26 protein-coding genes and 1 other annotated feature are annotated in these 23,984 nt (G+C 38.2%); of the genes, 22 read left to right on the top strand and 4 right to left on the bottom strand.

Annotated features, from left to right (window positions below; all coding sequences use genetic code 11):
- Positions 1 to 909 precede the first annotated feature (909 nt).
- Positions 910 to 1,287: a hypothetical protein gene (locus AC5WOC_RS19010; RefSeq protein ID WP_496056990.1), complete on the top strand. Its 378-nt coding sequence runs from the start codon at positions 910 to 912 to the stop codon at positions 1,285 to 1,287.
- Positions 1,288 to 1,588: 301 nt separating this feature from the next.
- Here the strand turns inward: AC5WOC_RS19010 and AC5WOC_RS19005 are convergent, their stop codons facing one another.
- Positions 1,589 to 2,461, bottom strand: coding sequence for an AraC family transcriptional regulator (locus tag AC5WOC_RS19005; RefSeq protein WP_496056989.1), 873 nt, complete (start codon positions 2,459 to 2,461; stop codon positions 1,589 to 1,591).
- Positions 2,462 to 2,854: 393 nt separating this feature from the next.
- On the opposite strand from AC5WOC_RS19005, the gene AC5WOC_RS19000 reads away from it, so the two are divergent.
- The 4 genes from AC5WOC_RS19000 to AC5WOC_RS18985 all read left to right on the top strand — a co-directional run bounded on the left by AC5WOC_RS19000 (position 2,855) and on the right by AC5WOC_RS18985 (position 5,467).
- The gene (locus AC5WOC_RS19000; protein WP_496056988.1) at positions 2,855 to 3,070 is read left to right on the top strand and encodes a helix-turn-helix transcriptional regulator; all 216 of its coding nucleotides are present in this window, start codon (positions 2,855 to 2,857) and stop codon (positions 3,068 to 3,070) included.
- Between the two features lie 180 nt (positions 3,071 to 3,250).
- Positions 3,251 to 3,544 carry a hypothetical protein gene (locus AC5WOC_RS18995; RefSeq protein WP_496056987.1) on the top strand — a complete coding sequence of 98 codons (294 nt, stop codon included), beginning with the start codon at positions 3,251 to 3,253 and terminating at the stop codon, positions 3,542 to 3,544.
- 244 nt (positions 3,545 to 3,788) lie between these two features.
- A complete protein-coding gene (gene pnuC / locus AC5WOC_RS18990; protein WP_496056986.1) occupies positions 3,789 to 4,433 on the top strand; it encodes a nicotinamide riboside transporter PnuC in 645 nt (214 codons plus the stop codon).
- A gap of 20 nt (positions 4,434 to 4,453) precedes the next feature.
- Complete coding sequence (locus AC5WOC_RS18985; RefSeq protein ID WP_496056985.1) at positions 4,454 to 5,467, top strand: AAA family ATPase; 1,014 nt, start codon at positions 4,454 to 4,456, stop codon at positions 5,465 to 5,467.
- A gap of 21 nt (positions 5,468 to 5,488) precedes the next feature.
- Here AC5WOC_RS18985 and AC5WOC_RS18980 read toward each other — a convergent pair whose 3' ends face one another.
- On the bottom strand, positions 5,489 to 5,716 hold the full coding sequence (locus AC5WOC_RS18980; RefSeq protein ID WP_496056984.1) for a hypothetical protein: 228 nt from the start codon (positions 5,714 to 5,716) through the stop codon (positions 5,489 to 5,491).
- 140 nt (positions 5,717 to 5,856) lie between these two features.
- Here AC5WOC_RS18980 and AC5WOC_RS18975 point away from each other — a divergent pair, with 140 nt between their 5' ends.
- The 9 genes from AC5WOC_RS18975 to AC5WOC_RS18935 all read left to right on the top strand — a co-directional run bounded on the left by AC5WOC_RS18975 (position 5,857) and on the right by AC5WOC_RS18935 (position 13,014).
- The gene (locus AC5WOC_RS18975) at positions 5,857 to 6,636 is read left to right on the top strand and encodes an SDR family NAD(P)-dependent oxidoreductase (RefSeq protein WP_496056983.1); all 780 of its coding nucleotides are present in this window, start codon (positions 5,857 to 5,859) and stop codon (positions 6,634 to 6,636) included.
- A 1,046-nt stretch (positions 6,637 to 7,682) separates the two neighbouring features.
- A complete protein-coding gene (locus tag AC5WOC_RS18970; protein ID WP_496056982.1) occupies positions 7,683 to 7,856 on the top strand; it encodes a sigma factor G inhibitor Gin in 174 nt (57 codons plus the stop codon).
- Positions 7,857 to 7,941: 85 nt separating this feature from the next.
- Positions 7,942 to 9,363, top strand: a complete 1,422-nt coding sequence (locus AC5WOC_RS18965) for an aminotransferase class I/II-fold pyridoxal phosphate-dependent enzyme (protein ID WP_496056981.1) — start codon at positions 7,942 to 7,944, stop codon at positions 9,361 to 9,363.
- 20 nt (positions 9,364 to 9,383) lie between these two features.
- Positions 9,384 to 10,010 (top strand): dTMP kinase, encoded by a 627-nt coding sequence (gene tmk, locus AC5WOC_RS18960; protein WP_496056980.1) that lies wholly within the window; start codon positions 9,384 to 9,386, stop codon positions 10,008 to 10,010.
- A gap of 124 nt (positions 10,011 to 10,134) precedes the next feature.
- The gene (locus tag AC5WOC_RS18955; RefSeq protein ID WP_496056979.1) at positions 10,135 to 10,938 is read left to right on the top strand and encodes a PSP1 domain-containing protein; all 804 of its coding nucleotides are present in this window, start codon (positions 10,135 to 10,137) and stop codon (positions 10,936 to 10,938) included.
- Positions 10,939 to 11,017: 79 nt separating this feature from the next.
- Entirely contained in the window at positions 11,018 to 11,374 is a 357-nt protein-coding gene (locus AC5WOC_RS18950) for an initiation-control protein YabA (protein ID WP_496056978.1), read from the top strand.
- A 40-nt stretch (positions 11,375 to 11,414) separates the two neighbouring features.
- Entirely contained in the window at positions 11,415 to 11,669 is a 255-nt protein-coding gene (locus AC5WOC_RS18945; protein ID WP_496056977.1) for a GIY-YIG nuclease family protein, read from the top strand.
- Positions 11,662 to 12,543: a 16S rRNA (cytidine(1402)-2'-O)-methyltransferase gene (gene rsmI, locus AC5WOC_RS18940; RefSeq protein WP_496056976.1), complete on the top strand. Its 882-nt coding sequence runs from the start codon at positions 11,662 to 11,664 to the stop codon at positions 12,541 to 12,543. Before AC5WOC_RS18945 ends, rsmI begins: the two co-directional genes overlap by 8 nt.
- Before the next feature lie 75 nt (positions 12,544 to 12,618).
- The gene (locus AC5WOC_RS18935; RefSeq protein WP_496056975.1) at positions 12,619 to 13,014 is read left to right on the top strand and encodes a hypothetical protein; all 396 of its coding nucleotides are present in this window, start codon (positions 12,619 to 12,621) and stop codon (positions 13,012 to 13,014) included.
- Between the two features lie 155 nt (positions 13,015 to 13,169).
- Here AC5WOC_RS18935 and AC5WOC_RS18930 read toward each other — a convergent pair whose 3' ends face one another.
- On the bottom strand, positions 13,170 to 13,442 hold the full coding sequence (locus AC5WOC_RS18930; protein ID WP_240876473.1) for an AbrB/MazE/SpoVT family DNA-binding domain-containing protein: 273 nt from the start codon (positions 13,440 to 13,442) through the stop codon (positions 13,170 to 13,172).
- A 199-nt stretch (positions 13,443 to 13,641) separates the two neighbouring features.
- On the opposite strand from AC5WOC_RS18930, the gene AC5WOC_RS18925 reads away from it, so the two are divergent.
- Both AC5WOC_RS18925 and AC5WOC_RS18920 read left to right on the top strand, forming a co-directional pair.
- Positions 13,642 to 14,586 carry a DNA double-strand break repair nuclease NurA gene (locus AC5WOC_RS18925; RefSeq protein ID WP_496056974.1) on the top strand — a complete coding sequence of 315 codons (945 nt, stop codon included), beginning with the start codon at positions 13,642 to 13,644 and terminating at the stop codon, positions 14,584 to 14,586.
- Positions 14,587 to 14,603: 17 nt separating this feature from the next.
- Positions 14,604 to 16,442: an ATP-binding protein gene (locus AC5WOC_RS18920; RefSeq protein WP_496056973.1), complete on the top strand. Its 1,839-nt coding sequence runs from the start codon at positions 14,604 to 14,606 to the stop codon at positions 16,440 to 16,442.
- Positions 16,443 to 16,738: 296 nt separating this feature from the next.
- On the opposite strand, the gene AC5WOC_RS18915 is transcribed toward AC5WOC_RS18920, so the two are convergent.
- Positions 16,739 to 17,491, bottom strand: coding sequence for an arylamine N-acetyltransferase family protein (locus AC5WOC_RS18915; RefSeq protein WP_496056972.1), 753 nt, complete (start codon positions 17,489 to 17,491; stop codon positions 16,739 to 16,741).
- 133 nt (positions 17,492 to 17,624) lie between these two features.
- Here AC5WOC_RS18915 and AC5WOC_RS18910 point away from each other — a divergent pair, with 133 nt between their 5' ends.
- From AC5WOC_RS18910 to AC5WOC_RS18885, 6 genes are all read left to right on the top strand, one after another.
- Positions 17,625 to 17,999 (top strand): hypothetical protein, encoded by a 375-nt coding sequence (locus tag AC5WOC_RS18910; protein WP_496056971.1) that lies wholly within the window; start codon positions 17,625 to 17,627, stop codon positions 17,997 to 17,999.
- Between the two features lie 688 nt (positions 18,000 to 18,687).
- Positions 18,688 to 19,650, top strand: coding sequence for a GDP-mannose 4,6-dehydratase (locus tag AC5WOC_RS18905; protein ID WP_496056970.1), 963 nt, complete (start codon positions 18,688 to 18,690; stop codon positions 19,648 to 19,650).
- A gap of 220 nt (positions 19,651 to 19,870) precedes the next feature.
- Positions 19,871 to 20,242, top strand: coding sequence for a hypothetical protein (locus AC5WOC_RS18900; RefSeq protein WP_496056969.1), 372 nt, complete (start codon positions 19,871 to 19,873; stop codon positions 20,240 to 20,242).
- A gap of 96 nt (positions 20,243 to 20,338) precedes the next feature.
- Positions 20,339 to 20,571 (top strand) — a binding site (T-box leader).
- Positions 20,572 to 20,610: 39 nt separating this feature from the next.
- Positions 20,611 to 22,587, top strand: coding sequence for a methionine--tRNA ligase (metG, locus tag AC5WOC_RS18895; protein ID WP_496056968.1), 1,977 nt, complete (start codon positions 20,611 to 20,613; stop codon positions 22,585 to 22,587).
- Between the two features lie 77 nt (positions 22,588 to 22,664).
- The gene (lepB, locus tag AC5WOC_RS18890; RefSeq protein ID WP_496056967.1) at positions 22,665 to 23,189 is read left to right on the top strand and encodes a signal peptidase I; all 525 of its coding nucleotides are present in this window, start codon (positions 22,665 to 22,667) and stop codon (positions 23,187 to 23,189) included.
- Positions 23,190 to 23,212: 23 nt separating this feature from the next.
- On the top strand, positions 23,213 to 23,980 hold the full coding sequence (locus tag AC5WOC_RS18885; protein WP_496056966.1) for a TatD family hydrolase: 768 nt from the start codon (positions 23,213 to 23,215) through the stop codon (positions 23,978 to 23,980).
- Positions 23,981 to 23,984 lie beyond the last annotated feature (4 nt).

Raw genomic sequence — 23,984 nt, 5'->3', positions numbered from 1 at the left:
TGATTTATTTTTTTGAAAGTGAAAAAATTTTTTCACCTATTGTAAATCATGATTTTTCTTTCCATACTAATATATAATAGCCTGTTCTTTGTATCTTTTAAGATTTGCAAAGACTTCACATGATCCTGTGACTGCAGACTCATTATTACTTGTTCAGTCTAAAGATCATTAGGCCAAGAGTAAAATAAGACATGAGTACTTTATTTCTTATGTTCAGTATGAATAAAGACGAAAACTAGATGAATTTTATATGGATAAAAACTTGTTGGCGATAGATCATTAATCTACCGCCAAAAGGTCAAACTAGCTGGTTGTTTTTTGTCTTTTTTTTCCAACTAGAATAAACCCAATTAGAGGTATGCATTCATAAGGAAGTAGCCAGCAAAAAACCCCCCCATAAGTTTACCTACCTCTGTTGTAGTTTGAAACGTTGAACTTACAACTGCTGCTGTGTCTTTTAATCTAGATTCAGCATAAATCTCCATCTCTGTATACAGACAAATGATAATTCCACGAGCAGCTGTGAGGCTAATTCCGAGTTGAAAGGAAGGAAGATTCATCTTTTCGATGAGGATACCTACTCCCGCCACATAGTAGGGGAGTGTTCAAGTCAGATAGGTCTGAGTCCAAACTACTCTCCTGAGATTTTTGCACTTTTTTTCATGAAGAGTTCTCTATACTTCATCTGGATTCCGTTTCTGTAAGTCAGCACATTGTCAGTTTACTTTTATATTATCCCCTACTTTTTAAAGAGATGGAATATTAGAACATAAGGATACCAAACCTTGAACAATTATATAGTAAATATTGTTTATATTATGTATAATCAATCTATCGGTAATTTACAATTTTACTAACTATAGTAATTTTGTATATAAGTTTTATTTTGATGAATGGAGAAGCTACATAATGAAAAAACTTTTTCTATCTTTATTAACAGTTGTTTGTTTTTTTAGTTTTACATTTATGGCATTTGCTTATGAGAGTAAAGTAGTTTTGAAGCCAAAAGATTATTCAGAAAGAAATGATTTCCCAATTGACGGCGGCAGTGATAAGATTTTACATGTGTATGTGAAGAATACAGGCCCTAAAAAAGTTTATTATGAGGTTAAAACAGATTCTGGGTTGGTGCTTTCAAGTGGATATGTTTATCCAAGAAAATCAAAATCTTATTCTGTGTCCAATAAAAGAGATAGTAGACGTAATTGGATTCTTCAATTATATTGTAATGGAACTGGTTACCAATTAAGTAAGGGTTGTTCTGCTACAGGTAAATTGAGTGACTAATATGGATATAAATAAACAGTACCCCAATAACAATGGCAATTAGGGTACTGTTTAGCTTTAACGAATAATCCATATTTTATAAATTATTTGCTGCTCATTCTTTAAATTATAACAAGAAAATTATCTACATCATCTATGGACTGCCAAATCAAAAAGTAAAGCTGTTTTCTATCTTCTCTAAGTCTTTATGTCCGTGATGATTCTTTCCATATTCTCATGTAATAATATTTAGGAAATCTAGTCTAGATCCTTTGTGCTCCCTTTTCCTTTTGATACCAAGAATCATTTGAAATACCTTCTATTACTTCTTTTTCATAGGAATCCAAATCTGACTACGAAAATGAAGCGACTCGGTATCTTTGCTTTCATTCCATAAAATTTCCGGTCCATTTATTAGTTCATAGTTACTTGAAGGAAACCATTCTGCATAAATGCGCCCCCATACATCCTGAAGAGTATCTGGGAACTTCCCGACTGCTTCAAAAACTCCCCATGTTCCTGCTTGTACTTCAAGGCATTCCAAATTTGGCGGACATACAGCATCTGTAGCAACACCAATGTAATGATCCAACTCTCCTTTTTCTTCCATTCGCTGTTCAGAAAAATTAGCTGACACATTGATCAAACCGAAAGGTTCTACAGATGAGAGTGATTTGAGCTGCTCGATTGTGGATGAATCTAAGCTTTTCCACATCGCTGCTATTTCTGGATTAACCCCTTTAAATTGAATGGGTACTCGTTTTTTTAATCCTATTATCCGAAAGGCTGCCTTCTCTACAATTCGATATTCCATTTGTGATGTTCCTTTCACAGTAAGTTGGAAGCTCATTTTGGGATATGCTTGCATACGATGATTTGCTGTTTTTACTTCTGATGGGAGAATTCCGTGAAGTTTATAAAATGCTCTGCTAAAGGAATCCGATGATTGATAGCCGTATTCCAGAGCAATATCTATGATACGTCTATTTTTTTCTTTTAATTCCATAGCAGCGAGTGTGAGACGTCGATTTCGTATATATTCGGATAAGGGTATCCCAGCGAGATAGGAAAACATTCTTTTGAAATGATATTCCGAACAAAGACTAATTTTGGCGACTTTCTGGAAATCAATTTCAGTTGTTAAATTTCCTTCAATGTAATCCATTGCTTTGTTCATGTTTGCAAGCATATTCATCCAAAACGCCTCCTCATAAAGAAAATAACAGAAAGAAAAGTGCTTTATCCGACATTCGATGCACCGATATGTAGGTAATAATAATGAAGATCATCATCAGTGCTTGCCTGCGCAAAGTTTTGCATTCTATTGTTCAGCGTGAAATATCTTTTCTAATTTTGCTAATTGTCTCTATTTCAAACATGTCTAACTCATTTAGGTTCAAAGAGATTTGTCCTGCACTATTTGATATTTTCTCTTCTTATTTTATCATTTTACTTTATGTAAAATAAACTTTACAAAAAGTAAAATATATTTTACAATAAGTAAAGTAAGTTTTACTTTATGTAAAATAAAATAATAAAAAAACCTGTTGATTAATTTGTACATGTCTGTGAGATTGAGGTGAAATAAATGGGAGCAAAAATTGGAGAGTTAACTAACCGCATAGCTGTTTTAAGAGCGGAGTATAAAATGACTCAACAAGAACTAGCACAAAGAGTTGGGGTAAGCAGACAAACAATTATTTCGATTGAGAAGGGAAAATACACTCCTTCTTTAGCGCTAGGATTTGAAATTGCCATTGCTTTTGGAGTGGATGTTAATGAAGTGTTTCAATATACCAAATGAAAGGCGGGGTATGCGATGATAACTTGGTTTCACAATGCGTTTCATAATCATTTGCCGTTGTATGGCTTGATTGGCCTGACTTTATTATTAGTTATTGTATTAAAAGTATAAAAATGGGTATAGTGTGAAGCCTTCTTGTGTTGGTAAATCAAAGAGAAATGAATAGAGGAGATGGTAAGAATGGGGACGCTTATTACTATTACAAATGGATTGACTGTATTTTCTTTATTAGCATTAGTAATGCTGGTAATTTTGACATCAAAAGAAGGGAAAGATGAAAGAGCAATAATGATGGCTTATAAATTATCCAATTTCTTGTTTTTATTTTTACTATGTGGATTAGCTATTGTAATCTTGGTTACAGGTTGGGTAACAATTGATTATACCCTTCTAAGGGTTTCTATTACTACTTTAATGTCACTTACCATTATTTTAGGGCTCAGTTATTGGATTTATCTTAAAAAGAAATTCTAAAGAGTAGGGTAACTAAAAACAAACACACCATCCCCTCTTCAAAGTGATGAATCAGTGAATAGCTACTAATTTAAATCAAAGAAAATTAGTAGTGACATTATCAGTAAGAGAGGATACTTTGTTGATACTACAAGCGTATCTTGCAGCTCATAGACAGTCTTCCAAAAACAAGACAAATTTTCGACACTTATGGTAGTGTATTTCTATATAGAATAAATACATGCTTAAGTGGAGGAAGTTGATTTTGCTAAGAAAAAGAGCAGCGGATATTATTTTGCTGATATGTATGGGTGTATGTACTTATTTATCTGTATCCGCATTGGAAATGGTGGCCACTTTGACAGGATTACTTTGTGTTTGGTTGACAGCAAAAGAAAATATATGGTGTTGGCCCATTGGTCTGGTAAATGTCGGGTGTTTTTTTGTAATGTTTTTCGAAGCGAAGTTGTATGCAGATATGACTTTGCAAGTGCTTTTCTTTATTTTAAGTATTCAAGGCTGGATTATATGGGTTACGAAACGGAATCAGGCAAGCGTGAGACCAACAAAAAAGATTACTACTAACATGTTAATTATTTTGCCTATTGTTTTGGTTGTTGCAACAATACTATGGGGTTATGTATTGATAAATTATACAGATGCCTCTATTCCTTATATGGATGCTTTTATTGCGGTCCTTAGTATTATCGCGCAATACTTGTTATCGAGTAAAATTTTAGAGAACTGGTATGCTTGGATTGTAGTGGATGTACTTTCCGTCGGTATGTATTTGTACAAAGACCTGTATTCTGTCGCCTTCTTATATTTGATATTTTTACTTATTGCCATTACTGGTTTAGTCAGTTGGAGTAAAAAAGTAAATATGAATGAAGTAAATAACAGTCGATAAAAGAAGGGAAATTTTTTGTTGTGAGAAAAATTGGTCTGACTTTAGGGAAGTTTGCTCCCTTGCATATCGGGCATCAGTATATGATTGAGACAGCTATTCAAGAAATGGAAAAAGTAATCGTAATGATTTATGATAGCCCAGATACAATTGATATTCCCCTCCCCGTTCGTGCGAACTGGCTAAGAAGTCTATATCCAACTATTGAAGTAATCGAAGCTTGGGATGGACCGACGGAAGTAGGGGATGCCCCTCGTATCAAGGCAATGCAGGAACAATATATATTGAAGCAATTGAAGGGAAAAAAAATAACTCATTTTTATTCGAGTGAGTTTTACGGGGAGCATGTGAGTCGAGCACTAGGGGCAATAGATCGGAGAGTAGATGAGGAACGTGTGAAGTACCCTGTGTCGGGTACAAAAGTGCGGGCAGACTGTTATGGTTATCGTCGTTTTTTAGAGCCGATTGTATACGAAGCTTTTATCACAAAAGTGGTTTTTTTAGGTGCACCTTCCACTGGAAAAACTACTATTACCGAACAATTGTCTAAGGAATATCAGACTACTTGGATGCCTGAATATGGACGGGAGTTTTGGGAGAAGCATCAAATCAATCGCAGATTGACAAAAGAGCAGTTGGTTGAACTTGCAAAGGGGCATCTAGAAAAAGAGAATGATTTGATTTTAGACGCGAATAAATACTTTTTTGTTGATACAAATGCCATTACAACGTACCACTTTTCTCAAGATTATCATCATGATGTACATCCCGATTTGGTGACGCTGGCGAATGAGACATCGAAACGTTATGACCTTGTTTTTTTATGTGAGGACGACATACCTTATGATGATACATGGGATCGGTCTGGAGATGTTCACCGCCGTATTTTTCAAAAAAGGATGACTGCTGATTTGTTGACTCGCAAAATACCTTTTATTCGATTGGAAGGTCCACTTAAACAACGGATGGAAAAAGTAAAAAATATATTGCATCAGTTCGAAAAATACAAAGGACTAGGTGAATTGGTGCCCCAGTAACCAATGGTACTGGGGCGTTTGCTATCGCTGGATAGGATTCTTTCGTGCATATTCAACTACTTGTTTTGCAGCAAGAACATTTGCACCAAAATATTTTCTAAAAGCATCCGGAGTTTCTGCATCCCAAGGGATATTTGGAAACTCCTTTTTAAAATTGTCTGTGTATTCCGGCTGATAAGCTGGATAATTTGGATCACTGAGATTAATGATATTCATGCAATAAACAAACGCTTCATCGATGATTTTCATGTTATCTCCTAAATCGTTTCCATTATCCATATTAGTATAGCCTGATTTACTTTTTTTTGAAACGGTGAACAAACTATGAAACAATGACTGGTAAAGCATAAAATAAACTTTACGCAGTAAATACATAAAGGAGCTTGTAAATGAAAGAGACAGTATTAATAACAGGTGCCTCGAGTGGGATAGGTTGGGAAATGGCCATGTTATTTGCAGAAAATAACTACCATGTTATTGCAGTTGCCAGAAATGAAGTAAAATTGAAGGAATTACAACTTACAGTAAAAGAGAAATACGATTGTGATTTGGATTCTGTGATCAAATATTTGATTAAACCTCATGCTGTAGAAGAACTTCTTCAATATTTGGACGAAAAGGAACGAACAATTGACTATTTAGTAAATAATGCTGGTTTTGGTCAATATGGATCTTATTTGGAGACTGATGCGAGAGAAGAACAAGAAATGATCACATTAAATATTGCTGTTCTTACCCGTTTGACCAAAGCGCTGTTAAGCGGCATGGTAAAAAGAAAGCAAGGAGGAATATTAAACGTTGCTTCAACTGCTGCTTTTCAACCAGGTCCTTTGATGGCTGTGTACTATGCAACAAAAGCTTATGTTCTGTCTTTTTCCGAAGCGCTGGCAAATGAATTGACTGGGACTGGAGTTAGTGTCACAGCGTTATGTCCCGGTCCCACTGCTACGGAATTTGAAGCTAGAGCGAATTTAGGATCATCAAAATTATTTCAAAAAGGCGTCATGGATGTTCAAACTGTAGCAAAAATTGGATACCATGGATTTTTAAATAAAAAAGCCGTTGTTATTCCTGGTTTCAAAAACAGCTTACTTGCCAAACTTGTTCGCTTTGTTCCAAGGAAATTGGTGACCAAAATAGTTCGTAAGATGCAAGAGACAAGGAGGTAGGTGTGACCAAGAAAGTCATAGGGCACCATCAGGAACCTTGGGAAAGCATTCGCTCATGAGTTAGTCAATCGCGGTTTTGATGTTGTTAAATCGAAAGATATATTACAAGAAATAGCAAACACACTCCGCACAAACAACAACAAGGGTGGAAGTTATTGTCCAGGATCTAAGTGAAGAGCATGCAGCATAAAAATAAAAAGTGCATTAGATGATTGGAGATTGGAATTTAATTTCCTAGTGAAGTGAATAATGCAGGTTTTGGCACAAGTGGGAAGTTTTTATCAAATTCACTTGAGGTTGACTATTGACAAGTAATGGTCAATGTTGCGGCTGTTCTTGATTTGTCTCTTATTTTTTTACCCGATATAATCGAAAAGGGCAGGAAACGGTTATTAATTTGGCATCGGTTATCTCCTTTGTGCCAATGCTCTATATGTTATATGGAGCCTACAAAAGCGTTAGTATTTCGCAAACGATGGCTGAGAAATATTGCTCTAAAGATATTCGTACTTATCACTTTGTCCTGTCCAACAAAGACAAGGTTTTTCGAGGTATCAGGGGGTAATTCCAATAAAAATATGTAAGATGAGGACATCTCTTTGAGTAGTAGAAACTGCTTTTCAAGCATTAACTCGTGGAAAAAGTGTTGTCATCGATGGTTTGTCCAATGCAACATTGCCGCAGTTGCCCACATTGAGTAGTTACCGTCTGCTGACAAGGGTTGCAGGCAGAGTTATGCGAAAGAGAGTTAATTTCGCTGCGTTTTATTTAAAAAATGAAATGCGCCAAATAAGCAGATGCGAGACAATATTAATACTGGAATAAAATAAGCAAATAAAAATGTTATCATCGTTTTCACTACCATATTGCTGCCTCCTTTTTGCTTACCATTCCTTTTCTGTAGAAAAAATATGCAGGAAAGATGATCAGCTTGTTCTAATAAGAAGTATTTTTAAATAGTAGTAAAAGAAATGACTTGTATCTTTATCGGCAAATTGGAAATAATGACAATAGAAGGAATGCTAGATAGAGGTGAGTAAGAGCATATGGAAAAAAGCAACGAGCCAGAAAGATGTATTGTTTGTGAGAATGAACGTAGAGATGTACTCCATATTTTAAATAAACCTGTGTGCACGATTTGTGAACAAGATATAGCAGCTGCGAACGTAACAGAATGGGGATATGATTTCTATATAGCCAGACTAAAAGAGATTTGGTAGTCTTGGAGGAGGAAAGGAAAGCGACTCTAGAAAAAGGGGTCGCTTCTTGTTGTACACACTAGAAAGAAAGTGAATGGGGCTTGACATGTCTGATCAATCCAATGCTCCTTTGTGGGAAGCACTACAAGAACATAGCAAAAAATCCAAAGCAAATTTTCATGTGCCAGGTCATAAAGCAGGTCAAGCGTACGATCAAGGTGGTCTTCAGCGTTACTCCAGCCTTTTGTCTATCGATTTGACAGAGATTGGGAAGTTGGATGACCTACATGATCCGACAGGAGTGATTAAAGAGGCACAAGAAATTGCAGCACAGTTGTTCCAAGCGGAAAAAACAAGGTTTTTGGTAGGGGGGACAACTGCTGGCATCCTCGCTTCTATTCTGACAGTTTGCAAACCAAATGATATGATTTTGGTAGGTCGAAGTTGTCATCAGTCCGTGTTTCATGGATGTTTTTTAGCAAGTGCTAGAGTTGTAACTATACCAAGTGAATATGATGCAATGACAGGACTAGAACTACCGATTTCGACGGAAAAATTAAACTGCTTACTGGACAAGTACCCTGAAGTGAAGGCAGTTATACTTACGAGCCCCACATATTTTGGAGTCGTTCAACCGTTGAAGGAACTATCAGAAGTCGTACATGCACATCATATTCCGCTTATTGTAGATGAGGCACATGGTGCACATTTTGGTTTTCACCCGTCTTTACCAGAGCGCGCGATACATTGGGGTGCGGATGTTAGTATCCAATCGACCCATAAAATGCTTCCATCGATGACGATGTCTTCCATGATTCATTTACAGGGAACAAAAATGAATAGTATGCTCTTAGACCAGTATTTAAAAATGATTCAATCAAGCAGTCCTTCTTATCCGCTGATGGCTTCTCTAGATTTGGCGAGAAGATATATGGCGTTACATGGACATGAGGCATTAGAGTGTTTAATAAAAATGTTAACTGAATTGCGTGTATCACTAACTCAGATAAAGTCTGTGATGGAGTTTACTGTACCGTCTGTAATGGATCCCCTAAAACTATCGTTATCGAGTAGTTGCTATACTGGATACGAAATGGCTAAGTTTCTTGAAGATAAAGGAATTTATAGTGAATTAGCAGACGATAAAAAAGTATTGTTTGTTTTTTCATTAGGTACCCGGCAAAAAGAATTAGAACACCTTGTTCAGACACTTCACCAGTTACATAAAAAAGAGCAGAAAGATTTAACAAGAAAGAATTTAGAGGTTCTTCCGAACAGGGGAGGAGAGCTTATTCCTTATGCCGAATGTAGAACAAGAGAACGATGCAAAGTTCCCGTGAAAAAAGCAATTGGAAAGAGAAGTGCTGTTCATCTTGTTCCTTATCCTCCTGGTGTTCCTTATATATTAATGGGAGAGGTAATTGATCAAAATTCAATTGATTATCTCTTGCATTTACAAGGTATGGGAGGAAAAATTCGAGGTTTAGAAAAACAAGATGGTCAATACTGGGTTTCTGTTTATTATTAGACATAAAATGAGGTTTTAGAATGAAGGGCGTATTCATAACATTTGAGGGAATCGAAGGAGTGGGGAAATCTACACAGATAGCAAAATTGTATGATTATTTATCAGTAGAACATTCCGTGGTCCAAGTGCGTGATCCAGGTGGTACGAAAATAGGTACAGAAATACGAAAACTCCTATTAGATCCCACAATTGAAGAACCTTTTGCTGTCTTTACCGAGTTGTTTTTATATGCAGCCTCTCGCGCACAGTTAATGGAACAAGTTATCAAACCAGCTTTAGAAGCGGGGAAAATTGTTTTATGTGATCGTTTCATCGATTCTACCGTTGCTTATCAAGCATATGGTGCTGGAGTCCCTTTACAAGATGTGCTGCAAATAAACAAGCAAGCAATTAATAACTATTTTCCTAATCGGACTTATCTTTTGGATTTATCCATTTCAGCTTCACAAGCGAGAATGGCCTCCCGTCAGGTCGGAAAAGACCGAATGGAGCAAAAATCACTAACCTTTCATAAACGTGTGCGTGAAGGTTATTTGGTATTAGCTGAAGAGAATAAAGAACGAATTAAGCTGATCGATGCTACAAAAAGCAAGAAAACTATTTTTGAGGAGATTCTACAAGACATTCAATCGTACATACAATGCTAAGAATTGGATTTCTTTTCATTTGCCGTAATGAATCTTCCGGTGATAAAATAGATGCATACATTATGTTTTTTTATGTACAACTCAATAGGTGAGATACAGCCTAGGGTTGGAGGGTTGATCAGCAATGTTAAAAGTAATAGGTGTCCGTTTCAAAGAAGCGGGTAAGATATACTTCTTTAATCCTGATGATCTTATAATGGAGCGCGATTCATCCGTTATTGTGGAGACTGTCAGAGGGATAGAGTTTGGAAGAGTAGTATGGGGAGTTCGTTATGTAGAAGAGGATGAAGTAGTACTCCCATTAAAACGAGTTTTACGTTTAGCGACAAAAGAAGACATAGATAAGCAGCATTCCAATCAATTTGCAGCTGAAGAAGCGCTACGTATTTGCTCGGAGAAAGTGAAAGAACATCAATTAGAGATGAAACTCGTTGATGCTGAATATACGTTTGACCGCAATAAATTAATTTTTTATTTTACTGCAGATGGTCGTGTTGATTTTCGGGAATTGGTTCGTGATTTAGCTGCGGTATTCCGTACGCGGATTGAGCTTAGACAAATAGGAGTTCGAGATGAGGCAAAAATGTTAGGCGGGATAGGTCCATGTGGACGTGTTCTTTGCTGTTCTTCGTTTTTAGGTGATTTTGAGCCAGTTTCCATTAAAATGGCAAAAGATCAAAATCTTTCTCTCAATCCAACCAAAATTTCAGGTTTATGCGGTCGATTGATGTGTTGTTTGAAATATGAGAATGATAACTACGAAGAAACAAAGGATTCATTGCCGGATATCGGCGATGCTGTATATACTCCAGCAGGTCTAGGCCAAGTAATGCTACTCGATCTGATTGAACGAAAAGTAAAAGTTCAACTGGAAGAAACAGGAGCCATGGTGGAACACTCGCTAGATGAAGTTACCGTTGAAGCTTGAGTTTTTTGCCCCTACAAAATGGTTACAAGGTAGAGGTCGATAACAAAAATCTTCCTCTGAAGGAAAGTGGGGTGGAGATTTGGATAAACAGGCAATATTTAAGCGAGTTGCACAAGTAGAGGAACAGATCGGTGAATTGTATAAAGAATTGGGTGGTCTCAAATCTGAAATCGTCCATTTGATGGAAGAAAATACACGTCTTACCCTTGAAAATGATCAACTTCGCAAATTACAACAAGAAGTATCTAGAAACAACGCTTCAACTTCCAACGATGAAGTAGACCACACGACACTTCACCAAAATATTGGAAACAACCATTTGATGAATCTGTATGATGAAGGATTTCATATATGCAATGTGCACTATGGTCGGATGAGAACAGACGGCAACTGCTTATTTTGCATTGCTTTTCTGGACAAGACCAAAGAAGATTAGAGCGCCGGTTATCCGGCGCCTTTTTTTGAAAGGACGGACTATGTATATCGTATACATATTGGAGTGCTCTGATGGCACTTATTATACGGGCATTACCAATCGATTGGAAAACCGGTTAACCCAGCACCAATTAGGCAAGGCTTCTAAATATACACGTGCAAGACTGCCAGTAAGGTTAGTCTATCAAGAAGCTGCAAAAGACAAATCAGAAGCGCTTCGTAGAGAGCTAGAAGTGAAATCTTGGTCAAGAAAACAAAAGCAGCAACTAATATATACAGGGGCAGGACATGAATAAACAAAAAAGTTTTGCAAATGACGATCAAAACAAAGGAAGTTTATATGTGGTAGGAACACCTATTGGCAATTTAACAGAAATGAGTCCACGAGCGATTGAAACACTAAGGACAGTTGATTTGATCGCTGCAGAAGATACCAGACATACGAGAAAACTGCTTTCTTATTTTTCTTTCACCACCCCATTGACAAGTTTTCATGAGCATAACCAAGAATCTAAGAAACGAGAGATCATTCAACTGCTAGAAAGAGGGAAATCAGTAGCTGTTGTCAGTGATGCTGGCATGCCCGCGATCTCAGATCCAGGAGAGGTTTTGGTTAATGCCGCGATAGAAGCAGGAATTCCAGTTATTCCTGTCTCTGGACCAAATGCAGCCATTGATGCACTTGTCGCTTCCGGAATCGCTGCTCAGCCTTTTACTTTTATTGGTTTTTTACCTCGTCAAAAAAGGGATCGCAAGAAGGAGTTGGAAAAATGGGCTGCTTTCCCTACCACCCTTATTTTTTATGAATCACCTCACCGACTGAAGGAGATGTTAAAAGATTGTTTGGCTGTGATGGGGAATAGAAAAATTACAGTTGCGAGGGAGATTACTAAAAAGCATGAAGAGTGGCTGAGAGGGACAATAGAAGAAATACTCGCCTATGTGATAGAACGAGAAATATTAGGAGAATATGTGATAGTAATCGAAGGTGCATCAAGAGACCTATTGATAAGCACTAAAGATATCTGGTGGGAATCACTAAATCTAGTGGAGCATGTGGATCATTATGCAGCAGGTGGGATGGATAAAAAAGAGGCGATACGCCAGACTGCAAAAGACCGGAATATACCAAAGCGAGAAGTATATCAAGCATATCACGGGCTGAATTAGCAACTGACATTTATTGTATTAGATGATACAATAAATGCAAACGAACCAACCCACGTTCAACTGGGAGAAAATCTCATGCAGAAGAGCGAGTACGGCTACTACCGTGTCTCGGAGATGACCAGGAACAAGCTCTACGCCATTCTCGCTATGTTGGTCGTAGCTGACAATGACAGCCGTTTTCTGGGGGATCAACAGGACGCCATCGACATTCTCATCAATGTGCGCCTTCCTGAGAGCCGACAGGACTTCTCGACTCCGGAGGAATGTGGCATTCGGGAGGAATACCTCTCTGGCATGATGGACATGTCTATGGAGGAGCTCTCCAAGTACTACAGCATCCCTGTGGATGTCCTCCCGTACTGCATTTGGTACGGTCAGGAGCTCGAAAAGAAGCGCCGTGGTCTTCCGAGCAGCAAGAACTGGCGCAGCAGGCTGTTCCGCATCGTGCAGAATTCTCTGACTGCGCGGTAGAACGTGGGACCCTCGGATTGGTGAGCACTTCTCCCAACCCGAGGCCCGAAAAATAATTATATTTCAAATAGAAGAAAAAAACCGAGCTTTGAGATAGCTCGGTTTTTGTGTATGTGTTTCTGTCTTACAATATGTTATGTTTGATAGAGGAAAAATTATTCTGCAGTTACTTTATTTCCATGAATGAGTTCATACATTTCTTCAATACATTTACGGCTAACTACTTTATTTTTATAACGAACGGTTTCGTCAACTTCGCCAGTGAAAATACAAGCTGGTTCATATTTTTTCAATACGATGCGCTCACCATCTACATAGATTTCTAGAGCATCTTTTTCACCAATGCCTAAGGTTCGACGTAATTCGATAGGAATCACCACGCGACCCAATTCATCCACTTTACGAACAATACCTGTAGATTTCAACATTAGTTGATTTCTCCTCTCAATTCTGATCTTTAGTGTTATTTTTTGTCTCTTTTTAATTGCCAATTGCCGTCAAATTTCGACATCGTTAATTCTTCCTCATCATACCAGCGATTCCCATACCAGTCAATATTACAATAGGGTAAATATAGAAAATTTCTTGAAGAATGTTGGAAACTTGTTAGGAAAAGGAGAAAACGATATGTTACCAGTATCGATGGAGCTAAAAGATAAGTTAAAACAAGTAAATGATACGCTGAGAAGGCAGTTTCCTCGTATGGAGAAGCCGAACGAAATTCGACAAAAACTGCAAAAAGCTGGTCATTTTCACCAATTTGATAAATTTAAGAAAGACGAATTAAACCAATTTTTGGGAGAGAAGAGCATTGTGGGAGTAGATGGTTCTGTAAATTCTACCAAAGGGACAGAGAAACGGGTATTATCTGTTTTTCAGGCATTAGCAAAAGCGACAAGAGGCGGAGAGAAGTGGGCAGCAGATGTGTATACCCCTTTGCTGGAAGAAGTAGAAAAAGAGCAGCAGCCTGCACAGCATGCCCGCAAAAGAGGAACATTGTTGTCAAATCTAGAAATGGAAGTAGCCATTCAGGCAATGCAGGAATGGCACCCCAAAGCGATGTTGATGGATGGATCATTGTTGCACTATCATATAGATGATATGGGTAAATGGGAGAGCGTACAACGTGTTGCGATAGAAGAAAAAGTCAGTGTTATAGGTATCGCCGAGGAGATGGGGACAAGCACACTCATCCATGAATTTTTCCCTGATTATACGGGATGGACAGACCGCGATTTACTCTATGGAGTACTAGAAGTAGGAGAAGCATTCATATTAGATGAGAGTTATTTTGGTGGGAAAATGTGGAGAGCAGTTTTTCGTCCCTCCGATAGTCCCGTTCCTGTTGGGTTAGATGGTTTAATCGGACAATTATCTGATCGAAATGATCTGGTTCGACTGGTCTATACACTTACACCAAAACAGGGAAGAGGAATTCCTTATTGGTTAGATATTGTCGATAATCAAGTTCGTGTTACCAATGCACTGGTGCAAACAATGGTCGAGGAATATATTGATGAAGATTTACGCCGGCGTTTGTTAGCTACTAAAAGAGATGAGAGAATTATTTAATAGGAAGTGAATGGGGAATGCAAGTAGTAGGTGTGACAACACAGCAAGAAGTTTATATCGTTTCACGTGATCGTAAATTTTGTATCAATGAGTTTCTGGTTATGGTAGACAACGATTTAGGAGATCCCATCGGGGAAGTGGTGGAAACATTATCCTACAACCGATTAATCCCAATGGGATTAGATAAATCAATTGTGGATGCACAGGTTTTACAAACATTACAGCAGATAGGCTATGATGTAGAATCAGAAGAGATCAACCTTGCAAAAGTAAGATTATTAGAAGAAGCTATTCATCCTATTCGTACTGGCTCAATAGTTCGATTGCCTCACTTTGATGAAGTGCGTCATCTTTTGATTAAGACCACGCCCCAGGAAGGCATGGTATTAGGAGAAATAAGAGGTACAGATTCCCTTATCCCTTCCATGACTCCGGATTTACATGATCAAGTGGTAATGATGGAGCAAGGTGAATTACGAGCACAACATGGGGTTCCTTTTTTATTTGATATTCGCACCATGCAGCAGTATCCACATATGGGGATATTCGGCGGCTCTGGTTCTGGTAAATCTTTTGGACTTCGAGTAATGCTGGAAGAATTGATGAAACTTGCTATCCCAACTATTGTCTTTGATCCTCATTTTGAGATGGATTTTACAGATGCTTATCCTAGTTTAGAAAACAAAGCTGCTCCATTACAGTCCCAATTTATTCGTTTAACAGTGGGGAAAGAGATTGGTATTTCATTTGAGGAATTGACGACCAATGATTTAATTAATTTATTGCGTACGGTTGGCGATCAGTTTTCAGAAGCAATGACCAATGTTGTCCAGATGTTACATAAACAAAAAGATTCCTTTACCTCTTTTAGTGATCGCATATCCAATTTAGTGGAAGCATTGGAAGAGGGGAATGGCTTTGATCGGCAAGCAAGACGCGATAGTATCTCTTATGCGGAGGGTCAGCGAGCTATTGATCTACAGGAGTTAAAAAAGAAGTATGGTGATCTGCCACTTGCTTCCATCAAAGGGGTGCGTTGGCGATTAGGCCGTCTGGAACGTGCAGGATTGTTTCATCAAGATATCCATGCTGTACAAAGGGGATTGGAACAAGGGAAACTTGTTGTTGTACAGGGTCCATCATGGGTACTACAGGTCTTTGCAAACTATGTTATCGGTAGTTTATATCGCAAACGAAGAGAATACAAAGATGCGCGAATGAATGGAGAAGAGGGGCATTTTTTCCCGCCATTTGTGATTGTGACGGATGAAGCACACAATTTTGCGCCCAAAGCGATTGATTCCCCTGCAAAAGCGATTATAAAAGAAATCGCGCAGGAAGGAAGGAAATATGGAGTATTTTTGGTACTCGCTACACAGAGGCCGACCTTATTAGATGAAACAACAACTGCTCAGCTCAATACCAAATTTGTATTTCGTACGGTTCGAGGAACAGATATTGCTACATTAAAAGAAGAAACCGACCTAACTCAGGAAGAAGGAAAGAGGCTGCCTTACTTGCGTTCTGGAGATACATTTGTTTCTTCTGCTGCTTATGGCCGAACATTATTTATACGTATTCGCAGTGCATATACACAAAGTCCCCACTTGCTCAATCCGTTTGATGAACTCCGTGAGCTGCGGGCGAGCAAAAATGAGGAATTGGTAAATTTGCTCAAAGCAAAAATGCCGTTCTTTGATACTGATTTGGTTATGGTGTTAGCAGATGTAAATCGAGATTTAAATAAAAACTGGGATGTTGTTAGGTTAAAAGAAGAACTGCATGGATTAGCGAAAGGAAACCAAATTCGAATCAAAGAGACTCCATTTGCGACAAAATACGAAAAAATAAACTGATATTAGGGTAACTGTAATTCGCCAAACTAATTTCATGCAAATAATATCTAGTTCAACATTGAGAAAAACAAATTCGTGAACATATACTCCTGTATTGATATATGTATAGCTGTGATAAACGAAAACCAAGTTTGCTTGAGACAAAGAAAAAATTAACAAACATAGATCGCGGGGCGCACGGAATTAGTTTGTTGATGAAATAGTCATGAGGCTATATTCCTAAGAATCTAACGGCTTTATCCGTATAGGGTTGTCAATATAATCAGGAATGAAGTTTTGATAAACTTCATTCCTGATTATATTTCTAAAAGAAATAATTCTTTATAGATCCTCTCCGTTTCCTTTGGATCAATACTCTGTTTTGTTTTATTCGATCCTTCCACAATAGTCAATGATTGATCATGCAATGTAATTCTGCCTTGATTTGTTACCTTCATGATGACAGGAACTTTATTAAAAGACGATCTTTCACCGTATTGCGTAAATTCACATACATTTTTAAAATCATCCATGACTTTCTTTATATCTGCGAACTTATATAGCATTGTCCAATCTGTATCTTCTTTTTTTTCTAATACCCATGTGTTTTGCTCTTCTATATAAGGTTTCACTCGATAATAGGCCCCTACTGTTTGAATTTCTTGACCGGTCAGAGGAATGGGAGTACTTGGTGTATTACCGCCAAATCCTACATCTACTAAATAATCTTCTCCTTTCAAGTGAACAATGTTTGTTAGATGTGATCCTTCTTTAAACCATGATCCTTTTATATTTACAGTTGCCGCTCGTATGGATACATCAAAATCAAGTGCATGAAGTAAAAAATGAAACAGTCCATTTAATTCGTAGCATACTCCCCCTCTTCGACGGATCACAATTTTTTGATAGAGATCATCAGGCACAATAGATAAAGGGATACCCTGAATAATATCCAAGTTTTCAAAAGGGACTTTTGTTACATGATGTTTCTGCAGGTATGTTAAATCATCTAAATTATTTTTTAGTTCTCGTGTGATACCTATTCTTTCGAAATAATTTTTAATATCCAAATCGAATAACCTCCTCTTTAAACTCAAAAAGCTATTATTGTGAAAAAGTTGTAATGCTTTGTTGATATACAAGATGTTTTCAGATCATTTATAATAGAAAGTAATCTACGGCAACCCTTCCCTAGGAGGAATCATGAGCATTGTTGAGGTTGAGCAGACCATCGCCCAGGTTCAAATCGGTGACAGGGCGTACGACGTCTTTTCCGTCTGTGAAGTGGATAGTAAGCTGGTGATTGTTCCAGACGACAATCCGCTCGGTTCGGAAAAGCCGTTGTTTGATCGGGAGTACTCGCTCGAAGGACGAGTTGTGCTCTACGTCGACCATGTCATTCACGGAGTTAAGCGTGGACTCGGAAAGATTGACCTGCCGACGGACTTGGTGTTCGTTTCTCTCGTTCGCTGGAACGGGGTGTGGTACATCTGTGAGCGTGAGCCGTTTGTCAGTACACTTACCAGGCTGTCTCGAAGCGTCCAACCGCTGGTGAACGGTCTCCCCAATCTCTACTAGGTCTGCTCCCTCCGTGGAGTCTCCTAGGGATGACTGGCTCTCTAACTTGAGAGCTGGTCATCCAAAAATATCAGATTATATAGTAGAGTAAACCCATCTTGTCATCTCATATCAATTGTAATCGATTTTGAGTTCCAAGACTCTTATAAATAGTAACTCCTTTGGAATTATTGACATAAATTTGATATGTCTATTATCCTTTCATGCATGAACATTTGCCATGGAGGGATATCTTTTGCTGTTTATGATTTCAGATATGGAACTATTAGAACTGAATATAATGACGGGATATTTGGATATTTACTTCCTGATAATTAAAAATAAATAAAAAAGGATCATATATATTAGTTACTGTAACTGAGTATGATTCTTTTTTCTATTCGCATACACAAAAATAAGTATCGCAGCAAGCGATAATGACATAAAAACGGTGTCAATGAATCAATCATTGCTGAAATAATTTTTTAGGGGAAATCACGTTCCGGATTTGAAAGAAGCATTTCTATGATAATATGATTTTACTATCTAATAGCAAATTTTTATTATAAATAGCAGAAATTATCTTTATAAAAGTTTTCTATTTATGAAATGTATAGTAACGTAGAAAGGAGTGTTTCCTAGCAGATACATCTTAGATTTAAGCTTTCAGAATTGGGAAGTTTCCATAGTTACGGGGCGTGAAAATAACATGAATGTATTAATAACAGGTGGCGCGGGTTTTATAGGAAGTAATCTTATCCAGCATTTATCTTTATTCACACAGTATAAAAAAATAGGTGTTGTGGATAACTTTGATCCCTTCTATCCGCGTGAAATGAAAATGAAGCGTTTGCAAAAATGGATAAAGATGGACAATATTGAATTGTATGAGGCAGATATACGCGATGAAGAAGCGATGGATGAGATTTTTCAAGCTCAGAAATGGGATACAGTTATTCATTTAGCAGCTATTCCTTGTGCTCGTTCATCGATACAAGACCCTGCGCTCTACAGCGATGTCAATGTGACAGGGACGGTGCAATTGTTACAGCTGTCTGCTGAATATGAAATTAGGAGATTTATTTTTGTTTCTTCCTCATCTGTATATGGTGCAGTGGATGAACCTTATGCATTTCAAGAAGATGAAATTGTTTCCATGCCAATTTCTCCATACGCTACTTCTAAGTATGCAGCAGAAACATACTGCCAGTTGTTTTACCAACTTTATGGTTTTAATATCACCGTATTGCGGCTGTTTACAACCTTTGGGCCAGGACAGCGTCCGAATATGGCAATGAACAAATTTGCAGAGCAAATGTTAGCAGAACAGCCTGTGACAATCTATGATCCAGACAGTACACGAGATTATACATATATTAGTGATGTTGTGGATGCTATTCGCTTGTCCATCGAATTTTCAGGCGGATATCAAGTTTACAATGTTGGTTCTGGTATCTCCGTAAAGGTTACGCAGATGCTAGATGTTTTAGCAAATGCACTCGGTCTTTCTTATAAAAAGACAATTTTAGGAGCACAAGAAGGCGAAGTGAAGCATACCGTAGCGGATGTGCGGAAGCTGGAACAATCGATTGGGTTTCGACCGAAAGTAACCTTTCATGAAGGTATTCTATTATTCGCAAATTGGTTTCTAGAAGAGAAGCGTTTAAAATAGAAGAGAGCTTACCGTTGGCTTGAGTGACCATAAAATAACTCCAGTCATTTAAAAGAAAAGAAATCTACTGAAGGTCATTTCTTCTGGACTTTTGGAGATTCATTTATCAAATGGTTTTTAGAAAATTTATTATTTTTCGAAATAAGAACAAGATTGTAATGAGGGAATATTTTGATTATATTAGAGTAGACAGACTAGATAACACACTGATTGGAGTATCATGAATAAGAAGCAGCTGAAGATGGCAACCACTTTCGGGACAGTTACCATTGATGTAGAAGCAGAGAAAATCAGCTTTCCGAAGGTTGGCAGTGACTATGGGCACTATGCCACTGGCAATGTTAAGGCTGTCTTCACCCATAGGAATAAATCAGTAACCCTGTATCTCCCAGGGCTTTTCGTAGAAGAATTTCCTGAGGGGCGCCCGAGGCATGGTGCCAGCCGAATTATGCTTGCTCAGTACGTCGCTCCGATGTTTTCGATTCGGGATGGCAAAGGAGGTAATCTCCCTTATTCCATGTTCAATGATGGGGGCCATTTCATGCCGGAAGAGTCTCGTCTGAAGCAACGTTGGGGTACACGTTTTGCGTGAGCCTCAGACACACCTTTGATCTACAGATTAAGGGTGTGTTACGAAAGTCTACAACTTGATTTTATCGAGTTGTTTTCGATATAATAGCTAGAAATGAAAATGTCTGTGATCAGGAAGAGTACTTGTTGAAACCTATCATCAGAGAGTCGGGTTAGGTGCGAGCCGACATAGGGGAAGCCAAGGAATATGGCCTAGGAGACGTTTCTCTGAATGATAGTAAGAGGAAACGATTGACCCACGTTATAGGGTTTGAAGGGCTTTATGAGGTCATTATGCGGCTTCGTGAAACCGAATTTGGGTGGTACCACGTGAACAATCTCGTCCCTTTTTGGGGCGAGTTTTTATATTTTGTAAAGGAGATTTAGCTGATGAGCAAACAAAAGACTTTTTATATTACTACTCCGATCTATTACCCGAGTGATAAATTGCATATTGGTCATGCCTATACAACGGTTGCAGGAGATACGATGGCCCGTTACAAAAGACTGCGTGGTTATGATGTTATGTATCTGACTGGAACAGACGAACACGGTCAAAAAATACAAAAGAAAGCACAAGAAGTTGGAAAATCGCCTCAACAGTTTGTCGATGATATTGTAGTAGGGATCAAAGAGTTATGGAATAAGTTAGATATTTCTTACAATGATTTCATCCGCACAACAGAAGACCGACATAAAGTAATTGTCCAAAAGATTTTTACACAGTTACTAGAACAAGGCGACATTTATTTGGGGGAATATGAAGGATGGTATTGTATCCAATGTGAAGCATTCTTTACAGATCGCCAAGTGGTAGACGGCAAATGTCCAGATTGTGGTCGTCCAGTAGATCGCATCAAAGAAGAAAGCTATTTCTTTCGTATGAGTAAATACGTTGATCGATTGCTGCAACACTATGAAGAAAACCCAGAATTTATTGAGCCAGTCTCTCGTAAAAACGAAATGATTGAAAACTTTATCAAACCAGGATTGGAAGATTTGAGTGTCACACGTACCACCTTTGATTGGGGGGTGCCGGTACCTGGGAATCCTAAACATGTCACATATGTATGGTTAGATGCGCTTGCAAATTACATTACTGCACTTGGCTATGGGACAGATGACCCTGCTAAATTTGAGAAATACTGGCCAGCAGATGTACATCTGATCGGAAAAGAAATTGTCCGCTTCCACACCATATATTGGCCAATTTTCTTGATGGCATTGGATTTACCACTGCCGAAAAAAGTTTTCGGACATGGATTTTTCCTTGTCAAAGGAGAGAAAATGTCTAAATCCAAAGGGAATGTAATTGATCCAGTTCCATTGATTGAACATTTTGGTCTCGATGCAGTGCGTTATTATATGCTTCGCGAAGTACCATTTGGCAGTGATGGAATCTTTACTCCAGAAGCATTTGTGGAGCGGATTAATGCTGATTTGGCAAATGATCTAGGCAACTTACTGCATCGGACTTTGACGATGGTTGAAAAATATTTTGACGGGGTTGTTCCTGCTTATATCCCAAATGCTACTGATCATGACCAAGCATTTGTTTCATTAGTGGCAGAGACAGTAAATAAAGTAGAACAATCGATGGAAAAAATGCAGTTTTCCGTAGCATTAACACAAATTTGGGAGCTTGTGCGGGCAGGTAATAAATATATTGAAGCTACTACTCCTTGGAACTTAGCTAAATCAGAAGAAACAAGAACTGCACTTGGTTCTGTCTTATATCATTTATTAGAAGGTATCCGAGTTGTAAGTGTTTTGATTCAGCCGTTTATGACGAAAGCGCCACAAGCGATGTACCAACAATTGCAATTGAGTGAAGATGAGCACGCTTGGGAAAGTATTCATCGATTTGGTGTGACAAGAGCAGGAAAAAAAGTTAGTAAAGGAAAACCAATTTTTCCTCGTTTGGAAGTGGAGAAAGAACTGGAAGCTATCGCGGAAATGATGGATCAGGCTGCAAAACGTCGTCAAGAACCAGTAACGGATAAAAAAGAAATAAAAGTAGAAGAGAAAAAAGAGGTGCAAACGGAGCATATTTCCATTGATGATTTTGCAAAAGTAGAACTCACGGTAGCAGAAATCGTAGCTGTTTCTCCAGTAAAAGGAGCAGACCGTTTGTTACAATTACAGCTCGATTTGGGAAGTGAACAGCGCCAAGTCGTCTCAGGCATAGCAGAACATTACACTGCAGATCAATTAGTGGGTCAAAAAGTCATTGCTGTAACGAACCTAGCTCCAGTCACCTTGAGAGGAGTACGTTCAGAAGGTATGATTTTAGCCGCGAAAAAAGGCAAGAAACTTGTGCTTTCAACAGTGTCAGATGATATTCCCAATGGTACCCGGGTAAAATAATTTAGGAAAATATGCTATGATTGGTGCAATCCACTCATTTTCTGAAGTCTATGAATTAAGTTAAAGGACGTGACCAGATGTCAAGTAATAGTGGCTCTGTGAAAAGCTCAATAATCGAGTGGGGGGTAGCGGTTATCTCTGCCTTATTAATTGCAGTGGTGATTCGATTTTTCCTCTTTGCTCCTTATGAGGTAAATGGTACTTCGATGTATCCAACCCTCGACGGTAATGAATTGTTGATAGTGAATAAGTTTATTTATGATGTTAGCAAGCCTAGTTATGGTGATATTGTCGTTTTTCATACCAATGAACAACGCGACTTTATTAAGCGTGTTATTGGTGTACCTGGTGACAAGATAGAAGTGAAAGATGGGTATGTTTACCGTAATAACAAACGTTTGACAGAGCCCTATATCGCTGAAAAAATGATTGGTGATTTTAAGCAAGTGACAGTACCAAAAAATCATCTGTTTGTATTAGGTGATAATCGGAATAATAGTAAAGATAGCCGTATCATCGGAGCCGTAGATGATAGTGCGGTTGTTGGTCGCGCTGATCTAGTAGTGATGCCTTTTAAAGAATTTCGTTTATTAAATAAGTAGTAAGAGACAAAGGGGTTTGAGACATGCTGTTTGAGACTCATACACATCTAAATGACGAGCAGTTTGATCAAGATCGTGAACAGGTGATCAAGCGGGCACAAGATGCAGGAATCTCATATATTTTGAACATCGGTTATAATCGCAAAACGATTCCTAGTTCAATCCAATTGGCTGAGAATTACCCCTTTTTCTATACTTCTGTTGGATGGCATCCCCAAGATGCCATTTCTTGTTCAGAAGAAGATATCGATTGGTTACGTTCGCTCACTGTTCATGAAAAAGTCGTAGCAATTGGTGAAATTGGTTTGGATTATTATTGGGATACATCACCAAAGGAAATACAACATGCTGTTTTTCGCCAGCAGATTCAGCTCGCAAAGGAAGTTAACCTCCCTATTATTATTCACAATCGTGATGCTGACGAAGATGTTCTGCGAATTTTGAAAGAAGAACATGCAGAAGAAGTCGGTGGTGTGATGCACTGTTTTTCTAGCGATGTTGACTATATGCAGGAGTGTATCCAGTTAGATTTTTCCATTGGAATCGGTGGGCCAGTAACCTTTAAAAATCGCCCTGTGTTAAAAGAAGTCGCCAAAGTAGTCCCATTGGATCGATTGTTATTGGAAACAGATTCTCCTTACTTAGCGCCACATCCATTCCGGGGAAAACGCAATGAGACATCATATGTGCGCTTAGTTGCAGAAGAAATAGCGAGGCTTCGGGAAATTAGTTTGGAAGATTTAGCAGAAGCAACTACAAAAAACGCAAAAAAATTGTTTCAAATTATATAGATAG

The sequence above is a fragment of the Shimazuella sp. NTD247 genome, assembly GCF_059510415.1.
The sequence above is the reverse complement of the archived record's forward strand: the minus strand, read 5'-3'. Positions and strand labels throughout refer to the sequence as shown.

What these genes read in the sequence shown, in the direction of transcription:
- AC5WOC_RS18935 (WP_496056975.1), top strand. Translation starts at nt 12,619, where the DNA reads ATGCAGAAGAGCGAGTACGGCTACTACCGTGTCTCGGAGATGACCAGG.
- AC5WOC_RS18980 (WP_496056984.1), bottom strand. Translation starts at nt 5,716, where the DNA reads ATGAAAATCATCGATGAAGCGTTTGTTTATTGCATGAATATCATTAAT.
- rsmI (WP_496056976.1), top strand. Translation starts at nt 11,662, where the DNA reads ATGAATAAACAAAAAAGTTTTGCAAATGACGATCAAAACAAAGGAAGT.
- tmk (WP_496056980.1), top strand. Translation starts at nt 9,384, where the DNA reads ATGAAGGGCGTATTCATAACATTTGAGGGAATCGAAGGAGTGGGGAAA.
- AC5WOC_RS18970 (WP_496056982.1), top strand. Translation starts at nt 7,683, where the DNA reads ATGGAAAAAAGCAACGAGCCAGAAAGATGTATTGTTTGTGAGAATGAA.
- AC5WOC_RS19005 (WP_496056989.1), bottom strand. Translation starts at nt 2,461, where the DNA reads ATGAATATGCTTGCAAACATGAACAAAGCAATGGATTACATTGAAGGA.
- AC5WOC_RS18910 (WP_496056971.1), top strand. Translation starts at nt 17,625, where the DNA reads ATGAGCATTGTTGAGGTTGAGCAGACCATCGCCCAGGTTCAAATCGGT.
- lepB (WP_496056967.1), top strand. Translation starts at nt 22,665, where the DNA reads ATGTCAAGTAATAGTGGCTCTGTGAAAAGCTCAATAATCGAGTGGGGG.
- AC5WOC_RS18930 (WP_240876473.1), bottom strand. Translation starts at nt 13,442, where the DNA reads ATGTTGAAATCTACAGGTATTGTTCGTAAAGTGGATGAATTGGGTCGC.
- AC5WOC_RS18925 (WP_496056974.1), top strand. Translation starts at nt 13,642, where the DNA reads ATGTTACCAGTATCGATGGAGCTAAAAGATAAGTTAAAACAAGTAAAT.
- AC5WOC_RS18995 (WP_496056987.1), top strand. Translation starts at nt 3,251, where the DNA reads ATGGGGACGCTTATTACTATTACAAATGGATTGACTGTATTTTCTTTA.
- AC5WOC_RS18905 (WP_496056970.1), top strand. Translation starts at nt 18,688, where the DNA reads ATGAATGTATTAATAACAGGTGGCGCGGGTTTTATAGGAAGTAATCTT.
- AC5WOC_RS18900 (WP_496056969.1), top strand. Translation starts at nt 19,871, where the DNA reads ATGAATAAGAAGCAGCTGAAGATGGCAACCACTTTCGGGACAGTTACC.
- AC5WOC_RS18945 (WP_496056977.1), top strand. Translation starts at nt 11,415, where the DNA reads ATGTATATCGTATACATATTGGAGTGCTCTGATGGCACTTATTATACG.
- metG (WP_496056968.1), top strand. Translation starts at nt 20,611, where the DNA reads ATGAGCAAACAAAAGACTTTTTATATTACTACTCCGATCTATTACCCG.
- AC5WOC_RS19010 (WP_496056990.1), top strand. Translation starts at nt 910, where the DNA reads ATGAAAAAACTTTTTCTATCTTTATTAACAGTTGTTTGTTTTTTTAGT.
- AC5WOC_RS18965 (WP_496056981.1), top strand. Translation starts at nt 7,942, where the DNA reads ATGTCTGATCAATCCAATGCTCCTTTGTGGGAAGCACTACAAGAACAT.
- AC5WOC_RS18885 (WP_496056966.1), top strand. Translation starts at nt 23,213, where the DNA reads ATGCTGTTTGAGACTCATACACATCTAAATGACGAGCAGTTTGATCAA.
- AC5WOC_RS18975 (WP_496056983.1), top strand. Translation starts at nt 5,857, where the DNA reads ATGAAAGAGACAGTATTAATAACAGGTGCCTCGAGTGGGATAGGTTGG.
- AC5WOC_RS18955 (WP_496056979.1), top strand. Translation starts at nt 10,135, where the DNA reads ATGTTAAAAGTAATAGGTGTCCGTTTCAAAGAAGCGGGTAAGATATAC.
- AC5WOC_RS18920 (WP_496056973.1), top strand. Translation starts at nt 14,604, where the DNA reads ATGCAAGTAGTAGGTGTGACAACACAGCAAGAAGTTTATATCGTTTCA.
- AC5WOC_RS19000 (WP_496056988.1), top strand. Translation starts at nt 2,855, where the DNA reads ATGGGAGCAAAAATTGGAGAGTTAACTAACCGCATAGCTGTTTTAAGA.